At 73.4% G+C, this 406-nt stretch carries 1 protein-coding gene; it reads right to left on the bottom strand.

The window, feature by feature from the left end:
* Positions 1-406 (bottom strand): SpnB-like Rossmann fold domain-containing protein (locus KN815_RS31845; protein WP_216345328.1); only part of this gene is annotated, 406 nt, incomplete at both ends.

Genomic DNA, 406 nt, shown 5'->3' with positions numbered 1-406 from the left:
GAGCGCACGCTCGTCGGCCGTCTCGGGAAGGTCGACCAGACCGCCCCACCGCTCCGGCAGCTCCAACGCCGCCACGCGACCCAGGCCCCACACGAGCGCCTGGCCCGGGCTCACCGCACCATCCGAACGCCCCACCGACACCGCACCCCGCGTCGCCACCCACAGCGGCGCACCCACACCCGCATCACCCAACGCCTGCACCAACGCGGCCGTCCGCAGCAGACCCGTCTCACCGTCGACCGTCGCCAACAGGGAGAACACCCCTGCCACCGAACCGCTCACGACGGCCGTACGCAGCTCCTCCGCCATCCCGGCGCGGTCCGCCGCGTTCGACTCGACCACGCGCACATCCACACCACGCCCGGCCAGCATCCGCACCACACCAGAGGCCCACACACCCTCGGCC

The organism is Streptomyces niphimycinicus (assembly GCF_018883605.1).
Classification (GTDB): Bacteria; Actinomycetota; Actinomycetes; order Streptomycetales; family Streptomycetaceae; genus Streptomyces; species Streptomyces niphimycinicus.
Note: the sequence above shows the minus strand (reverse complement) of the source record. Positions and strands in the feature narration are given on the sequence as shown.